At 58.0% G+C, this 16152-nt stretch carries 14 protein-coding genes; 10 read left to right on the top strand and 4 right to left on the bottom strand.

Going from position 1 to position 16152, the window contains the following annotated elements:
• Positions 1–21 precede the first annotated feature (21 nt).
• The 3 genes from recQ to ACO6TI_RS08510 form a co-directional block, all read right to left on the bottom strand.
• A complete protein-coding gene (recQ, locus tag ACO6TI_RS08500; RefSeq protein WP_422384754.1) occupies positions 22–1911 on the bottom strand; it encodes a DNA helicase RecQ in 1890 nt (629 codons plus the stop codon).
• A 99-nt stretch (positions 1912–2010) separates the two neighbouring features.
• Positions 2011–2904 carry a GNAT family N-acetyltransferase gene (locus ACO6TI_RS08505; RefSeq protein ID WP_055119224.1) on the bottom strand — a complete coding sequence of 298 codons (894 nt, stop codon included), beginning with the start codon at positions 2902–2904 and terminating at the stop codon, positions 2011–2013.
• A gap of 106 nt (positions 2905–3010) precedes the next feature.
• Positions 3011–3388: an MAPEG family protein gene (locus tag ACO6TI_RS08510; protein ID WP_422384755.1), complete on the bottom strand. Its 378-nt coding sequence runs from the start codon at positions 3386–3388 to the stop codon at positions 3011–3013.
• A 232-nt stretch (positions 3389–3620) separates the two neighbouring features.
• On the opposite strand from ACO6TI_RS08510, the gene ACO6TI_RS08515 reads away from it, so the two are divergent.
• The 3 genes from ACO6TI_RS08515 to ACO6TI_RS08525 all read left to right on the top strand — a co-directional run bounded on the left by ACO6TI_RS08515 (position 3621) and on the right by ACO6TI_RS08525 (position 5563).
• Positions 3621–4076 (top strand): low molecular weight phosphatase family protein, encoded by a 456-nt coding sequence (locus ACO6TI_RS08515; RefSeq protein ID WP_209004489.1) that lies wholly within the window; start codon positions 3621–3623, stop codon positions 4074–4076.
• Between the two features lie 99 nt (positions 4077–4175).
• Complete coding sequence (locus tag ACO6TI_RS08520; protein ID WP_055119228.1) at positions 4176–4703, top strand: protease inhibitor Inh/omp19 family protein; 528 nt, start codon at positions 4176–4178, stop codon at positions 4701–4703.
• A 74-nt stretch (positions 4704–4777) separates the two neighbouring features.
• A complete protein-coding gene (locus ACO6TI_RS08525) occupies positions 4778–5563 on the top strand; it encodes a DUF7662 domain-containing protein (protein WP_055119230.1) in 786 nt (261 codons plus the stop codon).
• A gap of 82 nt (positions 5564–5645) precedes the next feature.
• Here ACO6TI_RS08525 and ACO6TI_RS08530 read toward each other — a convergent pair whose 3' ends face one another.
• Positions 5646–6188 (bottom strand): GrpB family protein, encoded by a 543-nt coding sequence (locus tag ACO6TI_RS08530; protein WP_055119232.1) that lies wholly within the window; start codon positions 6186–6188, stop codon positions 5646–5648.
• 183 nt (positions 6189–6371) lie between these two features.
• Here ACO6TI_RS08530 and zapE point away from each other — a divergent pair, with 183 nt between their 5' ends.
• The 7 genes from zapE to odhB all read left to right on the top strand — a co-directional run bounded on the left by zapE (position 6372) and on the right by odhB (position 16146).
• Entirely contained in the window at positions 6372–7529 is a 1158-nt protein-coding gene (gene zapE / locus ACO6TI_RS08535; RefSeq protein WP_055119748.1) for a cell division protein ZapE, read from the top strand.
• 173 nt (positions 7530–7702) lie between these two features.
• Entirely contained in the window at positions 7703–8665 is a 963-nt protein-coding gene (gene mdh, locus ACO6TI_RS08540; protein WP_055119234.1) for a malate dehydrogenase, read from the top strand.
• Between the two features lie 78 nt (positions 8666–8743).
• Positions 8744–9937, top strand: a complete 1194-nt coding sequence (sucC, locus tag ACO6TI_RS08545; RefSeq protein ID WP_055119236.1) for an ADP-forming succinate--CoA ligase subunit beta — start codon at positions 8744–8746, stop codon at positions 9935–9937.
• Positions 9938–9952: 15 nt separating this feature from the next.
• Entirely contained in the window at positions 9953–10447 is a 495-nt protein-coding gene (locus tag ACO6TI_RS08550) for a hypothetical protein (RefSeq protein ID WP_422384756.1), read from the top strand.
• Positions 10448–10477: 30 nt separating this feature from the next.
• Entirely contained in the window at positions 10478–11383 is a 906-nt protein-coding gene (gene sucD, locus ACO6TI_RS08555) for a succinate--CoA ligase subunit alpha (RefSeq protein ID WP_422384757.1), read from the top strand.
• A 201-nt stretch (positions 11384–11584) separates the two neighbouring features.
• Positions 11585–14572: a 2-oxoglutarate dehydrogenase E1 component gene (locus ACO6TI_RS08560; protein ID WP_055119242.1), complete on the top strand. Its 2988-nt coding sequence runs from the start codon at positions 11585–11587 to the stop codon at positions 14570–14572.
• Between the two features lie 62 nt (positions 14573–14634).
• Positions 14635–16146 (top strand): 2-oxoglutarate dehydrogenase complex dihydrolipoyllysine-residue succinyltransferase, encoded by a 1512-nt coding sequence (odhB, locus tag ACO6TI_RS08565; protein ID WP_422384758.1) that lies wholly within the window; start codon positions 14635–14637, stop codon positions 16144–16146.
• Positions 16147–16152 lie beyond the last annotated feature (6 nt).

Consider the following 16152-nt stretch of genomic DNA (forward strand, 5'->3'; position numbering starts at 1 on the left):
AATTGATTAAGGTTAACGAAATCATACGCCGGCTTCGAAAGCTTCCACCAGGTCCATGAAAGCTTCGCCATATTTCTCCAGCTTGGACTGACCCACGCCTGATATGCCCAAAAGTGCGTCGGCACTGACCGGTCTGGCAGCCGCTATCCCGGCGAGCGTCGCATCGGGAAAGACGACATATGGAGGAACATTCTGATCCCGTGCGATCTGTGTCCGGAGACGCCGCAATCGCTGAAAAAGCAGCTTGTCCTCGTCCTCGAGTTCGTCCGCGACGGATGCCGATCTTGAAGAACGCGTCTGTTTCAGTCCGGCAGCGCTTCTGTCCTTGCGCAGGGCAATGGTTTTGTCTCCGCGCAAGACCGGCCGCGCGCTTTCAGTCAGCACAAGCGCTCCGAACTGGGCATGGTCCACATCAACGAAGCCCGCCGCGACCAACTGTCGTGCGATCGATTGCCATGTCTTTTGCGACAGATCCTGGCCGATGCCGAAGACAGACAGGTTTTCGTGTCCGAACCGGGTGACCTTTTCATTGGACTTGCCGAGCAGAACGTCAATCACGTGTCCCGTGCCGAAACGCTGACCCGTGCGGTAGATTGCGGACATCAGTTTTCGGGTCGCCTCCGTCCCGTCCCAGGTCTCAACCGGTGAGAGGCAAGTATCGCAATTGCCGCAGGGTTGCGGATAGGTTTCCCCGAAATGAGCCAGAAGCGCCTGCCTGCGGCATCCTACCGTCTCGCAGATGCCCAGCAACGCGTTCAGCTTCGTATTTTCCGCCCGCTTGACCTCGTCCGGAGCGTCGCCTTCCGCGATCATGCGCCGCCGCTGCACCAGATCAGCCATACCGTAGGCCATGAAGGCTTCTGAAGGCGCTCCGTCGCGTCCTGCCCGACCCGTTTCCTGATAGTAGGCTTCGACGGAGGAGGGCAGGTCAAGATGCGCGACATAGCGCACATCCGGCTTGTCGATCCCCATGCCAAAGGCAACAGTCGCGACAAGGCACAGGCCCTCTTCCAGGAGAAAGGCATCCTGGTTGGCGGCCCGCTGGTCTGCCGGCAAACCGGCATGATAGGGCAATGCCCTCGTTCCCTTGGCAGACAGCCACGCGGCGATATCTTCAACCTTGGCACGTGACAGGCAGTAGACGATGCCGCTTTCACCCTTGTGCTTTGCGAGGAAGTCCAACAATTGCTGGCGCTGGTTCGATCGTTCGACGATTTCATAGCGGATGTTGGGCCGGTCGAAACTTGTAACGAATACCTTTGCCTCTTCCAGTTTCAGTCTGGAAAGGATGTCCTCTTGCGTATGCGGGTCGGCGGTCGCGGTGAGGGCGACCCTGGGGACGCCGGGGTATCTTTCGGCGAGGCATGAAAGCGACATGTATTCAGGGCGGAAATCGTGCCCCCACTGACTGACGCAATGCGCCTCGTCGATCGCAAAGAGTGCTATGTCGAGCGTATCCAGAAACTTGCGGAAGCTCTCGTTGCCTAGGCGCTCGGGTGTCACGTAGAGAAGGTCGATTTCGCCGCGGCGCAACTCTTCTCTCAAAGCAGCCTGATCTTCACCTGACAGGGTCGAATTGAGCGCGGCTGCACGGACGCCGGCGGCGCACAGGGCACCGACCTGATCCTTCATGAGGGCGATCAGCGGAGAGACGACAATTCCGACACCACGTCTGCACAGGGCCGGGATCTGAAAGCAAAGTGATTTCCCGGCTCCTGTCGGAAACAGGACAACGGCATCTCTGCCGTCAATGAGGGTTTCGATGACGGCTTGCTGTTTGCCGCGGAAGCTGCTGTACCCGAACACATTCTGCAGAACGGCAAGCGGTTTCGGCTCCGGACGGACCGAAGGCGGATCGCTGAGTTGAACGAGTGTTGAGTCATCCGCGGCAAGAGCGGGCGAGACTGGCATGAGGCGGCTGCTTCCCTAAAGTCTTCCGCACCATGTCTTATTCGCTGGCGAAGGGCAAACCGGCCTGTGGATGATTTTCGCAATCGACCGGAAATTCAATCAGAATTCGGCGTCGGGGTCGCCGGCCAGGGTTTCGGCGCAGTGGATGCGCATCTGTTCGGTGAGTTCCGTGAGGTCGCCCTGCAACCGGTCGGGACGGATCGGTTTGCCGAAATGAACGTTGAATTTCGCGTTCTGCTTGTTGAGCAGCTCGTTGAAGACCGTCATGTCCCGCAACTCGGTCGAGACACGGGCAAGAAAATAGAAAAGACCGGAGTTTCGTCCGCCCATATGCATCGGGATGATCGGCGCCTTGTTTTTCCGCGCAAGTGCCAGGGCTGATGTCATCCAGGGCCGTTCCGTCAACTTGCCCTGGTGCCAGTAGGCAAGGCGTCCTGAAGGAAACAGCACCACCACACGTTCTGTTGCAAACGCGGAGGACGCCAGTTTTATCGTCTCCTTGGACTTTTCGCGGCTCTTGAAATCAGCGCGCCATTCGACCGGAATGATCATCTCTGCGAGGCGCGGGTTGATGCGAATCGCATCCCTGTTCGCGAAGATCGCCAGGTCGGTGCGCCGCGATTTTATCGCGTCGTACAGCACGATGCCGTCGGCAATGCCGGTCGGGTGGTTGGACACGAGGACAACCGGACCTTCGGTTGGAACGCGGTCGAGCCCCTTGGTCGTGACGTTGAGCGTGAGAATGTCACTCAGACGGGCGAAAACGTCGACCGCCTCCATCTGGGCAATGGTATCGGCCATATCCACGGCGGAACGATAACGCAGGATGCGATAGGCAAACGGCTTGATGAAGGGCCACCAGGGGCTCGCCATCACGAGTTTACCGCGTTCCGCTATCAGTGCGTCAACGATATGCTGGTCGGCTACCTGCCGCTGCAACGCTGCCTGACGGTGCGCCGGCAAGGTGTTTGTCGTCTGGTCTGTCGTCCGCACAATGCACCTCTGCCCATCGGTAACCTGTACTACTCACCTGCATCGTTAGCGAAATCGGCCGCGTGGTGCAAATGCTCCCTGAATTAATTTGCGGTCTAGGGACGGATCAACTCCACAGTGAACTTGTGAAAAGTGCCACAATTGTGATGAAGGATGCCAACCACGCGATTGAGCGCGGTGTGGCGCGATCCGTCCAGTAGCAGAACACGTAGATCAGCCGCAACAGAACGAACAGGACCGCCAGCTGATCGATCCAGTAGAGCGATGCGCCCTGGCTCATGGCAACGAAAACGGCAATCGCGAAAAACGGAAAGGCCTCGAACCCGTTGACCTGGGCTGCTTGCGCCCGGGCGCGGAAGCCGTCACGCCAAAAATCCGAATTTCTCGGGTTCTCGTTGTCGTAGTCCTTGCTGAGCTTGGCAGGAAAAATCGACAGAACAGGAAGAATTGCGGCGGCGAGAATGCACCAGATGGCAATCGGCATGTTTGGGTCCTTGTTGAATGTGTCACCATTTCAAATAGGTCAGAATTGCAAGATTGTGAGAAAAAGATTGGAAGCGACGCTGCCGGATCACCCTTGCAGAAATACCGCCGGCCCCGAAATCCTCATGAAAATCATCTGGACACAGGCTTTGTCACATTCTCATCCCGTCGTCCGTTTATGCGAAGGCGCAGAAGGTGAAATGATTCTCGCCTGCCGATTTGGGGAATTGCTGGTGACAAAGACAACCGTCCTGTTTCTGTGTCCGGACAACGCCTTTCTGGGGCCGTTGGCCGAAGCCTATCTGAATTTCAGGGCAAGGGGTCTGATGAGGGCATTTTCCGCAGGCACGAATCCTGCAGTCTGCCTGAACCGGCACGTGAATAGGCTGCTGTCGGCCTGCGGAGTTGATGCAAGCGGCCTTGCGCCCAAATCCGTCGATATATTCCTGATGCCGCATGCCATCATTCCGGACCGGGTCATTTATCTCACCGAAATGGCTCCCGTCACGTTGCCGCCACTTTGGAAATCTACCACCTCCAGCCATTGGTGGAGTATTGTCGGCGCGTCTGCCGAAGGGGAAACATTCGGCGCCTGTGTCGAGAGCTTTCAGGAAATTCGCTCCGCGATAGATTTTTTGATCGAACCGTCAAACGGGTTGGGGAAATCATCTGTGTGGAATGTTGCGTGACAGGGAAAGTACACGCAATTTTGCAGTGTTTTGGATTTTATACAAATTGTAGGCTAAGAGATGCCTCCAATTAGGACGATGGTGAGGGATTGATTCGTCATGATGCGCGCGGGAAAACTGGTTTTGGTTTTGGGAATGGTGGTTCTGGCGGCGGGATGCCAGAGACTTTCCGGAGGCCCGAACTATGCGGCACCTTTGCCGGCAACGCCGACAACACCGGTCGGGGCAGGCACGCTTGCACCACTTGATCCGAATGCCGCGCCGCCCGTCGGAACAACGACGGATGGCACGGGAGCGCCTGCTGATCTGGCGAGCAATCCTGTCTCGGCTCCGGGCAATGCACAACAAGTCGGCCGTACGGATCTTCTGGGTGGCTGGAAGCTCGCTTCAGCCGGTGACAACTGCATGGCTTTCATGACGCTGACAACCTGGTCAGGCGGCTACCGGGCTAACACCAGAGGTTGTAGTACGCCAACTCTGTCAGGGATCTCGGCGTGGGACCTGAACGGTAACCAGGTGGTTCTTAAGGACGGATCCGGTGTGATCGTGGCACAACTTTATTCCAGCGAACCCGGGAAGTTTAACGGTCAAACCTCGGTTGGCTCACCCATTTCACTTTACCGTTAAATACCCTCAGTATTTTTGCTGGACACTGCGCGTAATAGGTGTATGTTTGCATTGCTATCGGAAAGGCTGTGCAAATGTCAAAATACGATCCTTTACGCGAACACCTGTCCCGTCTTGAAGATGTCGTGTGGGCTCCCAAGCTCAACGAACTGGAAGAAATTCTAGGTACATGCCTGCCGAAAAGTGCGCGGGAGCACCGGACGTGGTGGGCGAATTCAGGCGGCAGTCTGGTTCACCAGAATTCCTGGCTTGATGCGGGGTGGCGCGTCGAGCGCACAGACCTGATGCGCGACGTCATCGTTTTCAGACGGTTGCGGATCGGAGGAACGGTCGCCGTCGCGCGGGCTGCCGTTGCTGAAAAACACTCCAAGAATCCGAAACGGGCTGCTGAAAAGCGGCTTGCGAAGGAGATGGCGGCGCTTCGACAGCCTGCGACCGTGACCCTCAGGTCGGAATGGGAGCTTCTGGGCGAAGTCCAGAACACACCATGCTCGAGCAGTTCGATACCCCAGCAGGGCGGTGTCCTGCGGTTCGCGGCTATGGAGGGTGACAGTGTCGTCACCGGCATCGTCGCCACGCTCGCGGTGTCCCGTGCTTACAGGGGATTACGGCTCGAGATGAAAGGTCTTGATGCCGAGGACGATTCACGCATTGGCCCGGAGTTAATCGAAAAGGCCGGATTTGATCCGGCTGCGCCGATCGAGTGCGATGTCGTCAAACCCGGAAACGCATGGCTTCTTACGGACGGACGAGGCCGCAAGGCAAACCTTGATGATCAGTCCGAATGTTATCTGGTTGCGCAGCTGCTTTATCTGCAGGAACTGCAAAGTGGCCGAAAGTCGACGTTGCTTTTGAGGTAGTTTCCTCCAGCACAGTGTCCCCTCCCTGTGCAGTTCGCCCGCATCCGGCTCGCCGGTTGCGGGCGTTTTTATTGTTCACAGATCAAGTGCGGAGCTGGCTGAGCACATTCGTGATGAATGACGTTTTTCCCGAGTTGTAGCGCTCCCAGTCTTCTGCAGGACCAAACCTTGCTACCAGCTCCTGCTTGAGTTGCTGATAGTTTGCAGCGGTCACCGGATCGCTCCTGAGTGCATCTCTGAAATTACGCCGGTGTCTTGATGCTGTGCGCCCGGATCGGCACAGGCAGAGCCTGTGGGCCATAAGTGTTGGGCGTCCGCAGGGCAGGTATGGAAACATTCTCCGGCCGGCCGGTCTGGTGAGCTGAATTTCGCCCTCCCGGCGAACAATTCCGGGGTTCGCGTAGCCGAAAAGGTAAAACGGAGGGCAGAGCGAAACCGGTTCGATATCCGGGCGAAGCGTAATGTCGATGTGGAGTTTTGGTTTGGCTGAAAGTCCGGGAACGGCAGTGGACCCGACATGATCGATTCTCGACGCTTTATCTCCGAGCAGGCGCGACAGGTCGAAAATCAGCAATTCGGCCTGTTTGATCCAGTCTGGGTCATGAGAAAAAAGCTTAATAGCCATTTGTTTTGATATTGTTAGCTTTCAATCGGTTGAATAGGCCCCGGCGTGAAGCAGTGTAACAGTTTTAAACCATAACTTGACTTGCATCTGTGGTCTGATGACCTTATTCGCCGAGTTGACAGTCGAGGCCATTCGCTGGCCACAGCCCCATGAATTCTCATGGAGGGAGCCGCACTCTTGAAGATGGAACTGCCGGTTAACCGCGCCTTGAGTGCCCGCTACGATGCCCTGATCGCATCCGGTGAAATCAAGGAAGATCCCGTTCAGCGGGAAGCCGTCCGGCATCTCGACCTGCTCAACACCCGGCTTGCGGAAACCCGGCTTGCTTCGAAGAAAAGCTCGCTCGGCTGGTTGTTCGCCAAGAAGAAGAACCAGTTGTGGTCTGCGGTGAAGGGCCTTTACATGTGGGGTGGCGTCGGCCGGGGCAAGACCATGCTGATGGACCTGTATTACGAGGTGACCGTCATCCAGCGGAAGCGCCGGGTCCATTTTCACGAATTCATGACGGATGTACACGAGCGCATCCATGAACATCGGCAGGCTCACAAACGCGGTGAGGTCAAGGGGGATGACCCCATACTTCCGGTGGCCAACCAGATTGCTGCCGAAACCAGGCTGTTGCTTTTCGACGAGTTTTCCGTGACGGATATCGCCGACGCAATGATCCTGGGCCGCCTGTTCACTCAGCTATTCGAAAAGGGCGTGATTGTTGTCGCGACCTCCAATGTCAATCCGTCGAACCTTTACAAGGACGGACTGAACCGCCAGCTCTTCATTCCCTTCATCACCATGCTGAAGTCGCAGGTCGAGGTTCTTCACCTGGACTCGCCGACCGACTACCGGCTGGAAAAGCTGGCAGGAGCCCCGGTCTATGTAACGCCGCTGGGACAGCAAGCGGACACGGAGATGGATCGCCTCTGGACAAAGCTGACGCACGGTATGAAATCGCATGCCGAAGAACTTGAAAACAAGGGACGGAAAATTCCGGTTCCCTGTGTTGCGTCCGGTGCGGCCCGTTTCAGCTTTGACGACCTGTGCATGCAGCCCCTGGGCGCAAGCGACTATCTTCGGATCGCCAATGCGTACAGCACGGTTTTCATCGAGGACATCCCGGTCCTGTCGAAGGCACGTCGGAACGAGGCCAAACGTTTCATCAACCTGATCGACACGCTTTACGATAACGGCATCAGGATTGTGGTGTCCGCTGAGGCGGAACCCCAGGAACTTTACACGTCGGAAGATGGCACGGAAGCTTTCGAGTTCGACCGGACGAGCTCGCGTTTGATCGAAATGCGCTCCGAAGCCTACCTTGCGGGTGAGAGACGAGAAATACACGCTTAGGTCTGCATTCCGTATAGGAGAATTACGCAGGCGAGAGGAATTGAGAAATTTTGCTGCCCCAAACGCAATATTCTTTTGGCGAACTTGCGCAGGGGCGGCAAAGGGGGTAGTGCCATCTTCAGTCATCAGCGGATGGCATGTAGTTCCATCTTACGTAAAGGGAAACTTTCGACATGGCGCGAAATAAAATTGCCTTGATCGGCTCAGGTCAGATCGGTGGCACGCTCGCTCATCTGGCAGGTTTGAAGGAACTGGGAGACATCGTTCTCTTCGATATCGCGGAAGGTGTGCCGCAGGGCAAGGCCCTGGACCTGGCAGAGTCTTCCCCGGTAGACGGCTTCGATGCCAAGCTGGCCGGTGCAAACGGCTATGAAGCGATCAGCGGATCGGACGTGGTCATCGTGACTGCGGGCGTGCCGCGCAAGCCGGGCATGAGCCGCGACGATCTTCTGGAAATCAACCTGAAGGTCATGGAGCAGGTCGGAGCCGGCATCGCCAAACATGCGCCTGATGCGTTCGTCATCTGCATCACCAACCCGCTGGATGCAATGGTCTGGGCCCTGCAGAAGTTCTCCGGGCTGCCGAAGAACAAGGTCGTCGGCATGGCCGGTGTGCTCGACAGCGCCCGCTTCCGGTATTTCCTTGCGGAGGAATTCAACGTTTCCGTTGAAGACGTGACGGCATTCGTTCTGGGCGGTCACGGCGACACGATGGTGCCGTTGACCCGCTATTCGACAATTGCCGGTATCCCGTTGCCGGATCTGGTCAAGATGGGCTGGTGCACCGCCGAGCGTCTGGACGAAATCGTTCAGCGCACACGTGATGGCGGCGCCGAGATCGTCGGCCTTTTGAAAACCGGTTCGGCTTTCTACGCCCCGGCGGCTTCCGCCATCGCGATGGCGGAAAGCTATCTGAAGGACAAGAAACGTGTCCTGCCATGCGCGGCCGCCCTCGACGGTCAGTATGGCCTGAAAGACACATATGTCGGCGTCCCGGTTGTCATTGGGGCCGGCGGTGTCGAACGCGTCATCGAAATCGACCTTCAGGGCGAGGAGAAGGCCAACTTCGAAAAGTCCGTCGGTTCGGTCGACGGTCTGGTTGAAGCCTGTAAGAAAATTCAGCCGGCGCTCGCCTAAGCGTCGACTGTCTCGGGTAAGCAGCGATCGTTCTTTTCAACCCTGGAAAGGACGGTCCTCCGACAACGGGGGAAACACATGAACATTCATGAATACCAGGCAAAGGCTGTGCTGAAGGATTTCGGCGCTCCGGTCGCCGACGGCGTCGCCATATTCTCCGCCGATGAGGCGGAAGCCGCAGCAAAGCAACTTCCCGGTCCGCTCTGGGTCGTCAAGACACAGATCCATGCCGGTGGCCGTGGCAAGGGCAAGTTCAAGGAACTGCCGGCCGATGCCAAGGGCGGTGTCCGGCTGGCTTTCTCTCTGGACGAAGTCACCGCGCACGCGAAGGACATGCTCGGCAACACGCTTGTCACCAAGCAGACCGGCGAAGCAGGCAAGGTCGTCAACCGTCTCTATATCGAGGACGGTGCAGACATCGAGCGCGAACTATATCTCTCCATTCTCGTGGACCGCACGGTCGGACGTCCGGCCTTTGTCGTTTCCACCGAAGGTGGCATGGACATTGAGGCGGTTGCCGAAGAGACCCCCGAAAAGATCATAACCTTGCCGATCGACCCGGAAACCGGCGTGACCGAAGCAGATGCCGCCAGGCTCTGCGACGCGCTGGCATTGGACGGCGCGGCGCGCCAGGACGGCATGACCCTGTTCCCGATCCTGCACAAGGCCTTTGTCGAAAAGGACATGAGCCTTCTGGAAGTGAACCCTTTGATCGTCATGAAGGACGGACGCCTGCGCGTCCTCGATGCCAAGGTATCCTTTGACGGCAACGCCATGTTCCGTCATCCGGACATCATGGAACTGCGCGACATCACCGAAGAAGATGCAAAAGAGATCGAAGCGTCCAAGCACGATCTTGCCTACGTCGCGCTCGACGGCGACATCGGCTGCATGGTCAACGGGGCCGGGTTGGCCATGGCGACCATGGACATCATCAAGCTCTACGGCGCCGAGCCGGCGAACTTCCTTGATGTCGGTGGCGGTGCCTCCAAGGAGAAGGTGACCGCGGCCTTCAAGATCATCACGTCCGATCCGAACGTGAAGGGCATCCTGGTCAATATCTTCGGCGGCATCATGCGTTGCGACGTGATCGCGGAAGGCGTGGTTGCTGCCGTCAAGGAAGTCGGTCTTCAGGTTCCGCTCGTTGTCCGCCTGGAAGGCACCAACGTGGAACTCGGCAAGAAGATCATCAACGAAAGCGGTCTGAATGTAATTGCCGCCGATGATCTCGACGACGCCGCCCAGAAAATCGTGAAAGCGGTCAAGGGCTGACTGGCAATGCGAGCGATGACCCTGAACCTTGCGTTCTCGTTTCTTGCGCTGGGCGTTTTGTCAAGCGCAAGCCTTGCGGCGAATCCAGGGTCACGTTCTTGGATAAATCAGCGGGTCAATTTTTGGGAGCGTGTGTGCCTGAGGCCGGTTCTCACCGGATCGTCCTTCAAAGCTGCTGCTACGAAGGCAGGCTTTCGGCCAAACTCTGGCGGAACCTTTATCTTCAAACAAACGGAGATTGTAGCGTCTATGCAAGGGTCCGGTCGAAAGTGCTCATGCAAGCTAACTTTTGGCACCTACAACCCAAACAAGGCAGCGCAAGCAGTGATAAAGCGAACGGTAACGGTCGCGGGTCCGCGAATTACGCCAGACGACGATCCGCAATCAATCGGATTTATCAAAGTTGGCATCCAGCGGGCGCAAATCCAGGTCTTCAAATTTAATAACGACGGTCTGAACTGGATCGGAGCGACCATCACCGGTCGCGCCGCATGTGCAGCCAAAAGTTAGCGGCGAGAATCAGAGAGGAACTTCAAGAAGATGTCCATCCTCGTAAATAAAGACACGAAAATCATTGTTCAGGGCCTGACCGGCAAGACCGGCACGTTCCATACGGAGCAGGCGCTTGAATATTATGGCACCAAGATGGTCGCCGGCGTTCACCCGAAAAAGGGCGGCGAAACCTGGGGCTCTGTCGAAGGTGCCGCGCAATTGCCGATCTTCGCCAGTGTTGGTGAAGCCAGGGAGGCAACCGGTGCGGACGCTTCCGTGATCTATGTGCCGCCGGCAGGTGCAGGTGCAGCGATCATCGAGGCGATCGATGCGGAAGTTCCGTTCATCGTCTGTATTACCGAAGGCATCCCGGTTGCCGACATGGTCAAGGTCAAGGCGAAGCTGGACAAGTCCGGTTCACGTCTTCTCGGCCCGAACTGCCCGGGCATCCTGACGCCGGAAGAGTGCAAGATCGGCATCATGCCGGGCTCCATCTTCAAGAAGGGTTCTGTCGGTGTCGTGTCGCGCTCCGGCACGCTCACCTATGAAGCCGTCTTCCAGACCACCAATGCCGGCCTCGGCCAGACGACCGCTGTCGGTATCGGCGGTGACCCGGTCAAGGGAACCGAGTTCATCGACGTCCTGGAAATGTTCCTGGCCGACGATGAAACCGAATCGATCATCATGATCGGTGAGATCGGCGGATCAGCTGAAGAAGATGCAGCTCAGTTCCTGATCGATGAGGCAAAGAAGGGCCGCAAGAAACCGACGGCCGGTTTCATTGCGGGCCGGACTGCGCCTCCGGGACGCACGATGGGTCATGCAGGAGCCGTGATTTCCGGCGGCAAGGGCGGCGCGGAAGACAAGACCGCGGCGATGGAAGCAGCCGGCATCAGGGTGTCACCGTCTCCCGCCAAGCTTGGCGAGACGCTTCTGGAAGCCTTGAAAGGCTGAAATCACAAGAATTCTATGCAGCAGGTGACGGAAACTGTTTACGTTTCCTGCTGCATGGTTAAAGGATAGGTTACGGCGCGACAAAGTGTCGTAATACTTTTCGAGGGGCCGGTGATTCTCCGGTCTTTGTAGGGAACCGGCCGCGGGTCTATTTTCGGCCCGCCATAACAAAAAGGGCGGAGCAGCCCTCCGCTAAAGGACATGGCACGGCAGGAAGCGAACAACGTATTCGCACTGACGTCGTTGCTTTACGGCGCCAACGCATCCTATATCGAAGACCTCTATGCCCAGTACAAAACGGATCCGAACTCGGTTGATGCCGAGTGGCAGGACTTCTTTGCGGCCTTCCAGGATGAAAAGGAAGCAGTGCTCAAGGAAGCACGCGGTGCTCCCTGGAAGCGCAAGGACTGGCCGATCGAAGCCAATGGCGATCTCGTCAATGCCTTTGACGGCAACTGGGCACCGATAGAGCAGCAGCTCGGTGACAAGCTCAAGAAAAAGGCCGAGGCCAGGGGCGAGCCTGTTTCCGACGCCGAGGTTCACCAGTCGACCCGGGATTCGGTTCGTGCCCTGATGATGATCCGGGCCTACCGCATGCGCGGTCACCTTCACGCTGATCTCGATCCGCTGGGTCTTGCCGGCAAGGGTGATCACGAAGAGCTGCATCCGTCATCCTACGGCTTCACTGAAGCCGACTGGGACCGCAAGATCTTCATCGACCATGTTCTGGGTCTGGAATACGCCACCATCCGCGAGATGATGGATATTCTGAAACGGACCTATTGCTCGACACTAGGTGTCGAGTTCATGCATATTTCCGACCCGGCGGCCAAAGCCTGGATCCAGGAACGCATCGAGGGCCCGGACAAGCAGGTTGCCTTTACCTCCGAGGGCAAGAAGGCAATCCTCAACAAGCTGGTCGAGGCGGAAGGCTTCGAGAAGTTCCTGGATGTCAAGTACACCGGCACCAAGCGTTTCGGCCTGGATGGCGGTGAAGCCCTGATCCCCGCACTTGAGCAGATCATCAAGCGCGGTGGCCAGATGGGGCTCAAGGACATCGTTTTCGGCATGGCGCACCGTGGCCGGCTGAACGTGCTTTCCCAGGTGATGCGCAAACCGCATCGCGCCATCTTTCACGAATTCAAGGGCGGTTCCTATGCACCTGACGAGGTGGAAGGTTCCGGCGATGTGAAATATCACCTCGGTGCATCATCCGACCGGACGTTCGACGGTAACAACGTTCACCTGTCGCTTACAGCGAACCCGTCTCATCTGGAAATCGTCAACCCGGTCGTGCTTGGCAAGGCGCGTGCAAAGCAGGACCAGCTTGCGGCCGACGAGAACGGCAAATTCATCGAGACCACCGAGGTTGAACGTAACACCGTCTTGCCTCTGCTGCTGCACGGCGACGCGGCATTCGCCGGCCAGGGTGTCGTCGCGGAGTGTTTCGGCCTGTCGGCGTTGCGCGGCCATCGTACCGGTGGTTCTGTTCACGTCATCATCAACAACCAGATCGGCTTTACCACCAACCCGCGCTTCTCGCGGTCCTCGCCCTATCCGTCCGATATGGCGAAGGTGATCGAGTCGCCGATTTTCCACGTCAATGCGGACGACCCGGAAGCGGTCGTGTTCGCAGCCAAGATCGCGATCGAGTACCGCCAGACCTTCCAGCGTCCGGTGGTCATCGATATCATCTGCTATCGCCGCTTCGGTCACAACGAGGGCGACGAGCCTGCGTTCACGCAGCCGATCATGTATCGCAAGATCCGCAAGCACGCGACGACGTTGCAGCGCTATTCCGAGCGCCTGATCAAGGAAGGTGTGCTCAGTCAGGAAGACGTCGACCGGATGAAGGCGGACTGGCGCGAGCACCTGGATGGTGAATTCGATGCCGGTCAGGCATTCAAGCCGAACAAGGCCGATTGGCTCGACGGCAAATGGGCCGGCATGAAGAGGGCCCGCGATGAGGAAGACCCTCGCCGCGGCGAAACCGGGCTCACGATCGCCGAGATCAAGGAGATCGGCCGGGCTTTGACCCATGTGCCGGAAGGCTTCAACATCCACCGCACCATCTCGCGCTTCATGAAGCATCGTGAACGCATGATCGAGACCGGCGAGGGGATTGACTGGGCAACTGCGGAAGCGCTTGCCTTCGGCTCTTTGCTGAAGGAAGGCCATCCGGTGCGCCTGTCGGGCCAGGATTGTGAGCGCGGCACATTCTCTCAGCGTCATTCGGTCCTTTACGACCAGGAAGACGAAAGCCGCTATATCCCGCTCAACCATGTTTCGCCGGACCAGCAGCGCTACGAGGTCATCAATTCGATGCTCTCCGAAGAGGCGGTGCTCGGGTTCGAGTACGGTTATTCACTGGCCGAGCCGCGTGCTCTGACCATGTGGGAAGCTCAGTTCGGCGATTTCGCCAACGGGGCACAGGTCCTGTTCGACCAGTTCATTTCGTCAGGGGAACGCAAGTGGCTGCGCATGTCCGGTCTCGTCTGCCTTCTGCCGCACGGCTATGAAGGTCAGGGGCCGGAACACTCCTCTGCCCGTCTCGAGCGGTATCTGCAACTCTGCGCGGAAGACAACATGCAGGTTGCCAATTGTTCGACACCGTCGAATTATTTCCACATCCTGCGGCGGCAGTTGCGCCGCGATATCCGCAAGCCGCTGATCCTGATGACGCCGAAATCGCTCCTGCGCCATAAGAAAGCGGTCTCCAGGATCGACGAACTCGGTCCGGACACCACATTCCACCGTCTGCTTTGGGATGATTGGGGTCCCAATCTGAGTTCGGACGGCAAGCTCGTGTCGGACGACAAGATCCGCCGGGTCGTGATGTGCTCAGGCAAGGTCTACTACGACCTGTTTGAGGAGCGCGAGAAACGCGGCGTCGATGACGTGTACCTGATGCGTGTCGAGCAGCTGTATCCGTTCCCCAAGAAGGCGCTGATGCTTGAGCTTGCCCGCTTCCCCCAGGCCGAAATGGTCTGGTGTCAGGAAGAGCCCAAGAACATGGGCAGCTGGTTCTTCGTTGAGCCCTATATCGAATGGGTCCTGGAACAGATCGACGCCAAGCACCGGCGGCCGCGTTATGCCGGTCGTTCCGCAATGGCATCGACCGCGACAGGTCTGATGTCCGTGCATCTCGCGCAAATGCAGCAGTTCCTTGAAGAGTCTCTTGGAAACTGATCTTGAGGGGGCTCAAGGGCCCCTTCCGAAATTTGGCCGGGTAATTTTAAGAGAAGGCGACCATGGCAACCGAAATTCGCGTGCCCACTCTGGGTGAATCCGTTTCTGAAGCAACTATTGCACAGTGGTTCAAGAAGCCGGGTGACGCCGTCAGTCAGGACGAGCCGCTCGTGGAACTGGAAACCGACAAGGTGACCGTTGAAGTACCGGCCCCGACCGCCGGGACGCTTGAAAGCATCGTGGTCAACGAAGGGGACACCGTAGAGGTCGGTGCGCTTCTCGGACAGATCGCAGAAGGCGCCGGAGCTGCAGCCGCACCGGCTGCCGCCGCGCCTGCTACGGCCAAGGCAGAGGCAGCTCCCGCGGTAAAGGCGGAGCTTGTGGACGTGATCACGCCGAGCGCCGGTGAATCGGTCACCGAGGCTGAAGTCGGTGAATGGAGCGTCAAGGTCGGTGACGTCGTCAAGACGGACGATACGCTTGTCGAACTGGAAACAGACAAGGCCGCCCAGGAAGTTCCGGCCCCTGTCGGCGGAACCGTCGTGAAGATCGCGGCGGAGACAGGTGCCACGGTTGAGCCGGGCGTTCTGCTCTGCCAGATCGATCCTTCGGGTGCTGCAGCTGCTGCCGCCCCGGTTGCAGCCGCTTCGGCGCCGGCGCCCGCAGCCTCAGGTACTTCGATGCCAGCAGCGCCGTCGGCACAGAAGATGATGGCGGAAAACAATCTTGCCGACGGTCAGGTTGCAGGTTCCGGCAAGCGCGGTCAGGTTCTGAAGGAAGATGTCATTGGAGCGATTGCGTCCGGCGCGACCGCTGCTGCATCCGCTTCGGCAGCGACGCAGGTCGCCCGGGGTCCGGTTGCAGCTGATGATGAAGGACGTGAAGAGCGCGTCCGCATGACCAAGCTGCGCCAGACCATCGCGCGCCGCCTGAAGGATGCGCAGAACACGGCCGCAATGCTGACCACTTACAATGAAGTGGACATGGGCCCGGTCATGGATCTGCGCAAGGAATACAAGGACCTGTTCGAAAAGAAGCATGGCGTCAAGCTCGGCTTCATGGGGTTCTTCACCAAGGCGGTCACCCATGCCCTGAAAGAGATCCCGGCTGTCAACGCCGAGATCGATGGCACGGACATCATCTACAAGAATTTCTGCCACATCGGCGTCGCCGTCGGCACACCCAAGGGTCTCGTGGTTCCGGTTGTCCGCGATGCGGACCAGATGTCCATTGCGGAAGTCGAAAAGGAGATCGGCAATCTTGGCCGCAAGGCACGTGACGGCAAGCTCGGCATGGCCGACATGACCGGCGGTACCTTCACCATTTCCAATGGCGGTGTTTATGGTTCGCTGATGTCGTCTCCGATCCTGAATGCGCCGCAGTCCGGCATTCTGGGCATGCACAAGATCCAGGATCGCCCGATGGCCGTGAATGGTCAGGTGGTGATCCGTCCGATGATGTATCTGGCACTGTCCTATGACCACCGGATCGTCGACGGCAAGGAAGCCGTGACCTTCCTGGTCCGCGTCAAGGAAAGCCTGGAAGATCCGCAACGCCTGGTTCTGGATCTTTAAGGGACA

Source organism: Roseibium album (genome assembly GCF_965233825.1).
Lineage (GTDB): Bacteria > Pseudomonadota > Alphaproteobacteria > Rhizobiales > Stappiaceae > Roseibium > Roseibium album.

Excerpts from the sequence above, each read along its gene's own strand:
- recQ (WP_422384754.1), bottom strand. The coding sequence starts at position 1,911 with ATGCCAGTCTCGCCCGCTCTTGCCGCGGATGACTCAACACTCGTTCAA.
- ACO6TI_RS08510 (WP_422384755.1), bottom strand. The coding sequence starts at position 3,388 with ATGCCGATTGCCATCTGGTGCATTCTCGCCGCCGCAATTCTTCCTGTT.
- ACO6TI_RS08520 (WP_055119228.1), top strand. The coding sequence starts at position 4,176 with ATGATGCGCGCGGGAAAACTGGTTTTGGTTTTGGGAATGGTGGTTCTG.
- ACO6TI_RS08525 (WP_055119230.1), top strand. The coding sequence starts at position 4,778 with ATGTCAAAATACGATCCTTTACGCGAACACCTGTCCCGTCTTGAAGAT.
- ACO6TI_RS08530 (WP_055119232.1), bottom strand. The coding sequence starts at position 6,188 with ATGGCTATTAAGCTTTTTTCTCATGACCCAGACTGGATCAAACAGGCC.
- zapE (WP_055119748.1), top strand. The coding sequence starts at position 6,372 with ATGGAACTGCCGGTTAACCGCGCCTTGAGTGCCCGCTACGATGCCCTG.
- mdh (WP_055119234.1), top strand. The coding sequence starts at position 7,703 with ATGGCGCGAAATAAAATTGCCTTGATCGGCTCAGGTCAGATCGGTGGC.
- sucC (WP_055119236.1), top strand. The coding sequence starts at position 8,744 with ATGAACATTCATGAATACCAGGCAAAGGCTGTGCTGAAGGATTTCGGC.
- ACO6TI_RS08550 (WP_422384756.1), top strand. The coding sequence starts at position 9,953 with ATGACCCTGAACCTTGCGTTCTCGTTTCTTGCGCTGGGCGTTTTGTCA.
- sucD (WP_422384757.1), top strand. The coding sequence starts at position 10,478 with ATGTCCATCCTCGTAAATAAAGACACGAAAATCATTGTTCAGGGCCTG.
- ACO6TI_RS08560 (WP_055119242.1), top strand. The coding sequence starts at position 11,585 with ATGGCACGGCAGGAAGCGAACAACGTATTCGCACTGACGTCGTTGCTT.
- odhB (WP_422384758.1), top strand. The coding sequence starts at position 14,635 with ATGGCAACCGAAATTCGCGTGCCCACTCTGGGTGAATCCGTTTCTGAA.